Origin of the sequence: Mycobacterium sp., assembly GCF_035314665.1 — a bacterium.
In the GTDB taxonomy this organism is placed as follows: domain Bacteria; phylum Actinomycetota; class Actinomycetes; order Mycobacteriales; family Mycobacteriaceae; genus Mycobacterium.
Genome location: NZ_DATFZD010000036.1, coordinates 1 through 6,075, shown reverse-complemented (window position 1 = coordinate 6,075; position 6,075 = coordinate 1). Strand labels below are relative to the sequence as shown.

Below are 6,075 nucleotides of genomic sequence, written 5' to 3'. Positions count from 1 at the left end.
TGCCACCATCCACTTCGAACACTGTGCCGGAAATGTAGGAAGCCTCGGGGGACGAAATGAACACGACGGCGTTCGCGATTTCCTCGGGCTCTCCCCTTCGACGCATCGGCACCTTGGCGATCAGCGCGTCATTGCCGTCCGGGCCGCCCTGCTGTGTGAAACGGTCGAGCATGACGGTGTCTGTCGGCCCCGGCCCAACTGCGTTGACTCGAATACCCGAATTGCCCTGCTCGAGCGCGACCGCCTTGGTCAGACCCTCCACAGCGAACTTGCTGCTGACGTACGCCGTCGCACCGGCCGTCGCCTTGTGACCGTAGGTCGAGGCGATGTTGACGATGCTGCCGCTGCCCTGGCGCTCCATCGCGCGTAGTTCATGCTTCATGCTCAGGAACACTCCGAGGACGTTCGTCTCATGGACCGCCTTGAAGTTTTCTACGGTGGCGTTCGGGATGACGCTGAGCTCGCCTTCCACTCCGGCGTTGTTCACCGCGACGTCGAGGCGGCCGAACCTCGCGACAGTTTCGTCGACAAGGTTGCGCACCTCGTCTTCGTTGCGGACGTCGGCGCGAACGAACTCCGCATCGGCGCCGAGCGCCCGCAGCTCGGTCGCGAGCTCCTTGCCCTTGTCGTCGTGGCGACCGGACACGACGACCTTGGCGCCTCTCTTGGCGAAGGCCACAGCGGTGGCACGGCCGATACCGGTGAGGGCGCCGGTGACCAGAACAACTTGATTTGTCATCTTTTTCCTTCGGCTACTGGGGAACGCTTTTGCGAGGTTGGTGGCGACTTACCATCGCTAGAATGACATGAACGCAAAGTTGTATTCCCTCCTGAAAACGTCTTTCGAAGCAGGGGGGCATACCTCAAAAGCATGGGAACGACGTGGAGCTACGACACCTGCGATATTTCATCGCGGTAGCGGAGGCCGGAAGCCTCACCGAGGCCGCTGAGCGACGCCTTTACACGTCGCAGCCGTCGCTGAGCCGGCAGATCCGTGACCTTGAAGACGAGGTGGGCGTGGAACTCTTGACCCGTGGCGTCCGCGGCGTGGAATTGACCGCTGCCGGCAAGGCGTTTCTCGATCACGCCCGACTGGCGGTGATGCAAGTCGATGCCACTGTCGAAGCGGCGCGCAAGGCGGCGCGGCCTGCGAGGAAGACCTTCGACATCGGCTTCCAAACCGGGCTCGAGGTGCACTGGCTGCCGCGGACTACGCATGTGCTGCGAGACCAGTTGGCGGACATCCAGGTTGTGGTCTCCAGCGACTACTCGCCGAACCTTGCCGAAGCGCTCGCGCGCGGTCGGATGGACGTGGCGATCATGCGCCTGGAGCCCGGCTACGACCTGGGCTACCACGTGGTAGACGACGAGCCGCTCGTCGTCTTGATGCCGAGCGACCATCGCCTCGCCGCACAGGCCACGGTGTCTCCGCAAGCGTTCGTCGGAGAAGTTTTCATCGGCGGTTCGAACAAGGCCGGCGTCCTGCGCGCTGTCAGCGACGACTATCTGCGCCGCAACGGCGTTGACATCAAACTGGATCACGGGGTGGACAACATCGCGATGGCCATATCGTTGGTCGCATCGACCCGAGGGCTCGCCCTGATGCCCGCTTACGCCGAAGATTTCCTACCGCCATCTGTCGTCAGTCGCCCGCTGACGGGCGATGCACCGACGATCGATATCGCGGTGGGCTACAGCAGGTCCAACACCTCGCCGATCCTCAAGCTTTTCCTATCGCGCCTCGACGAACTGATCCGCCCAAGCCGAACCTAACCGATGTCCAGGTAAGTGGCCGGGCCGCCTGGTGCCATGAAACTAGGAACTGTCGAAGCTCAGGTCCCAGCGGGCCAGCCCCTGTCTGGCCCTAACTAGAATCTTTTTGCGAGCCACGTTACGTACACTCGCAAGCTTCGATCTGGAGGACTCTGATGACCTTGCCGCGCTGCATCGGAAGCGGTTCGGGTTGTGGATAGCCCTCGGCTGCACGTCGCGTTTGTCTGCAGTTTCAATCGCGCTCGATCGGTGATGGCTGCGGTGTTGTTCGCTGAGCAACTGCGCGAGCGTGGTCTGAGCGATGTGGTGCGGGTGTCGAGTGCGGGCACCGCCGCTTCTGTGGGTGAGGGCGCCGATGAGCAGGTGCTCTCGGTGCTGCAGCAGTACGGTTATCCGGTGCCGGCGGATCATCGGGCGGCGCTGGTCGGTGATGAACACCTCGGAGCTGATTTGGTGGTCGCGTTGGGTCGCGAACATGTTCAGGTATTGCGTGTGTGCGGCGTTGATGACGACCGGCTTAAGTGCGTCAACGTCCGGAATCCGTTATTCGGTGCTGATTTCGAGCGCGCCTTCATTGCCATCGAGGCCGCGATGCCCGAGTTGCATGAGTGGCTAGACGAGCGCTTGATCGCACCCGGTTTCGGCCTGTTGAAAACCGCTGTGGGCTTTCGCTTTTGGACGGGGATCTCCGGAGATGTGCTGCGGTCTCCTTACAATTCGGCCATCTCGTGGCCGACGAAATCGTCCACCGCTGGATGCGCCATCCCAGCGCACGTGCCGCCGGCGCTGGGGTGCGATTGCGGCTGGTACGCCGATATCGAAGTCGAGGACCTGATCGCGCGGGCACGTGGGTTCCCGAGGGTGTCGCGAGACGTGGCGCGACTGGGGGTGGCGGATCCGCCGTGGTCGTATCTGGTTGTCGGCAGGGTTCTCCTGTGCGACGTGCTGCCATACCGGCCACCGAAGTCGATGACGGTCAGCCCCCGTGCCGAGTACCGGGCGCGCTCGGGCACCATCATCGAACTGGGCCTGCTAGACACCGACGGGGGCCCGGAGGCCGCGGCATTCGGCCAGGAGTTGCGGGAAAGGTACCAGGTGGAAGTCCTCGACATCAGCGATCGCGGGCAGCTTGGCAACTTTGCCCCCGGCATCGGCGGGTGATAGTCGCACGTCATCGGGGAATGGCCTTCGCTGCATTCGGGGTCATCGCGGCGCTCACGTTCGCGGCGTCGGCTCGCGCCGATGACCCCACGGCGCAGCAGGACTGTACCGCCTTGAGCTGGCCTCAACCCCTCCCCCAACGCTGTGGGTAGGCAGCTCGAAGACATCGTCAACGACGACTCGTTCTGGATCTGCCTCAACGTCGCCGCCATAGCGCCCGACGGGCACGACGTCATGGACGACAACAGCGGATTCACGCAGTCATGGCGAATCACAAACCAGTCACCGCAATCAGGAACACCGGTAGCAGAGAACGAAACCATAACCCTCAACGTGGCGCCATAGCTTTATGCCAACGGCAACAACGGAATTAGCGAAAAAGCCACGGCAAAACAGCGTCGGTGATAGGTAGTGCGCAGGTTGCGCAGTTGGGACAGCGAGCGAGGGTAGGTCAATGATGACGAGCGAAGACCCCAAGGCCACAAGCGAGGACCCCGAGGCCACCAGCGGATATACAACGGCCACGAGCCGGGCGCCAGAGGCCGAGCCCGAACAGCCAACGCCATCGGGCCAAGAACACAAACCCGAACGCCGCGGCCTGATGCAATCCCTCACCGCGCTGTGTGTCCGGTATGTCGAACGGCTGATGCCCGACCCGTATCTGTTCGCCGTCATCCTCACCCTCATCGTCGCCGCGCTGGTCGCCCTGTTGGTGAACGGCGCCTCGCCCAGCGGCATGCTCAAGGCGTGGTATGGCGGTGTGTGGGGATCGCAGAACATCTTCACGTTCGCCTTCCAGATGGTCCTGATCCTCGTGACGGGCTACACGCTCGCCGAAGCGCCGATCCTGAAGCGGGCCATCGTCTACATCGCCAGCAAGCCGAAGAACCAGGTCCAGGGAGCTCTCCTCTGCTTTGGCGTGAGCGCTGTCCTCTCCCTGCTCAACTGGGGACTCGGGCTAGTAGCCGGAGCGCTGGTGGCCCGGCAGGTCGCGAAGCGCTTTACCGAGGCGCATTTCGGCTACCTCATCGCGGCGGCGTTCATGGGCTTCATCGTCTGGACGCAAGGACTTTCGTCGTCGATTGCGCTGGCGAACACGGACAACGGCAGCCCAATCAACGTGATCCACAAATTGACTGGCATCACGGTGCCGCTCAAGCTGACGATCTTCCAGCCCTACAGCTGGCTGTCGGTGATCGTCGTGCTGGCGCTGCTCGCGCTCGCGATCTGGCGCATGGAGCCGGCGCAGAGCCTTGCGCCCGATCCCGCGGTGTTCGAAGAAGAGGACCAGCCCGAGGTTAAGGCCGAGGGCAAGGCGGAGGGAAAGAAAACGTTTGCTGAATGGCTGGAAAACCTGTGGATCCTGAATGTCCTCGTGTTCGCCGCCGGCATTGCCTACTTCTGCATCAGCGGTTTCGCGCTGAACATCTCATCGATGATCATGTTGTTCACGGTCACCAGTGCGTTGCTGCACCGCACGCCGATCCGGTTCATTCGGGCATTCACCGGCGCCGCGAAGGTGTCTGGTCCGCTGCTGCTGCAGTATCCGTTGTACGGCGGCCTGGTCGGCTTGCTGGGTTATCTGCCCTCGCACGCGGCTGGGGCCAAGCCGCTGCAGACGTTGCTGGCCCAGGCGGTCGTGAGCGGCGCGACGCAGTACACGCTGCCGTTCCTGACCTTCATCGGCTCGTTGGTCATCAGCCTGTTCGTGCCGTCCGGCGGCGGGCACTGGGCCGTGCAGGGCCCGATCGCGGTCGACTCGGCGCTGGCGCTCGGTCAGCGCTCGCCGGCCTATCTCGGGTTGATCTCCATGGCGGTCGCCGTCGGCGAGGGGGTCGCGAACATGATCCAACCGTTCTGGTTGCTGCCCCTGCTTGCGATCGCGAAACTCAATGTCCGTCAGGTGATGGGCTTTACGATCGTCGCATTCGTGATCGGGTTGTTCGTGTTGGGTGCCACCACTCTGATCGCGCCCTACGTAATTTGACCTCGGCTAGTTGCCGCTGTGCGCTGGTCGATCCGCGAGCACGGTGGCGAGCCGTCAAGTCGCCAGGTTGACGAGCTGTTCGATGAACACGAAACGAACTGAATCCGAAGCCGACACTACAGCAGCAACACCTAAATACCCTTGGCCGCATGTTCTTCGGTTGCATGGGAAGGCTTGCCGCATTGCTGATGTTGCCAGTCGCAGTGTTCCTCGCATCGTGCGGCTTGTTTCACAAAACCTCCGGACCGGCTGGGATGGGGCAAGAAGTCCTTGACGGAAACTTCGCGTTCATCGTCAGCCAAGTCGACACCTCCCCCACGTTCGGCCACACACGTGCCCAGGGTGTCTATGCGATCGTGTCGATGGCGGTCAGGAACGTCGGCACAGAGCCACAGATGTTCGAGTGGGAGGCTCAGAGGTTGAAAGACCGCACTGGGCGTGAGTATTCGGCGAGCCACATGGTCCCTCCGCTATTCGGAGACCTCGTCAATAGCATCGACCCAGGTCTTCAGGTGAGCGTCAAGGTGGGATTCGACGTGCCGCCCGGTACGAAACCGACCCAGATCGTGCTGCACGATTCGCAATCTTCACACGGAGCACCGGTCAATCTGACCCAGCCGCCATCCCCACCTACCCCGCACGGCTAACCGAGGTTGACCGCGAGCAATGCTTGAAATCTGTGGATCGGCTTGGGAGGGGGCGTACCTTCCCGGGTGACCGATGAAAGGTTCCAAGCAAGACCGGCGCGACAACGCTGGTCGGGAAGGTACGACCCGATGCTCACTGTAGTTTCTGATTCCGCTGACCGCGATGGTTCGGGTGCGGCGCGGTCGGCCGCGTCGTCGGTAATCGACGAGATCGTCCGAGAGGGTGCGCGGCGGATGCTGGCCGAGGCCCTGCGGGCCGAGGTCGAGGCTTACATCGCCCAGTTCGCTGACGTTCGTGACGAGAAGGGTCATCGGCTGGTGGTGCGCAATGGCTGCCACGAGTCGCGGACCGTGACCACGAGCGCCGGCGCGGTGGATGTCACGGCACCGCGGGTCAACGACAAGCGTGTCGACCCGGATACCGGTGAGCGGCAGCGGTTCTCCTCGTCGATCTTGCCGCCGTGGGCGCGCAAGACCCCGAAGATCGGCGAGGTGCTTCCGCTGCTG

7 protein-coding genes are annotated in these 6,075 nt (G+C 62.8%); 6 read left to right on the top strand and 1 reads right to left on the bottom strand.

Annotation, left to right across the window (positions count from 1 at the left end):
- Positions 1–679: SDR family NAD(P)-dependent oxidoreductase (locus VKI00_RS02765; protein WP_324435161.1), on the bottom strand; the 679-nt coding region annotated here is incomplete at its 3' end.
- Between the two features lie 203 nt (positions 680–882).
- On the opposite strand from VKI00_RS02765, the gene VKI00_RS02760 reads away from it, so the two are divergent.
- The 6 genes from VKI00_RS02760 to VKI00_RS02735 all read left to right on the top strand — a co-directional run.
- Positions 883–1,773, top strand: coding sequence for a LysR substrate-binding domain-containing protein (locus tag VKI00_RS02760; protein WP_324435159.1), 891 nt, complete (start codon positions 883–885; stop codon positions 1,771–1,773).
- Positions 1,774–1,965: 192 nt separating this feature from the next.
- On the top strand, positions 1,966–2,934 hold the full coding sequence (locus tag VKI00_RS33675; protein WP_414687101.1) for a low molecular weight phosphatase family protein: 969 nt from the start codon (positions 1,966–1,968) through the stop codon (positions 2,932–2,934).
- Positions 2,935–3,078: 144 nt separating this feature from the next.
- A complete protein-coding gene (locus VKI00_RS02750) occupies positions 3,079–3,279 on the top strand; it encodes a PASTA domain-containing protein (RefSeq protein ID WP_324435157.1) in 201 nt (66 codons plus the stop codon).
- Between the two features lie 256 nt (positions 3,280–3,535).
- Complete coding sequence (locus VKI00_RS02745) at positions 3,536–4,921, top strand: TIGR00366 family protein (RefSeq protein ID WP_324435155.1); 1,386 nt, start codon at positions 3,536–3,538, stop codon at positions 4,919–4,921.
- Positions 4,922–5,070: 149 nt separating this feature from the next.
- A complete protein-coding gene (locus tag VKI00_RS02740) occupies positions 5,071–5,568 on the top strand; it encodes a DUF4352 domain-containing protein (protein ID WP_324435154.1) in 498 nt (165 codons plus the stop codon).
- A gap of 129 nt (positions 5,569–5,697) precedes the next feature.
- The coding region (locus VKI00_RS02735) for a transposase (RefSeq protein ID WP_324435153.1) at positions 5,698–6,075 on the top strand (378 nt) is incomplete at its 3' end.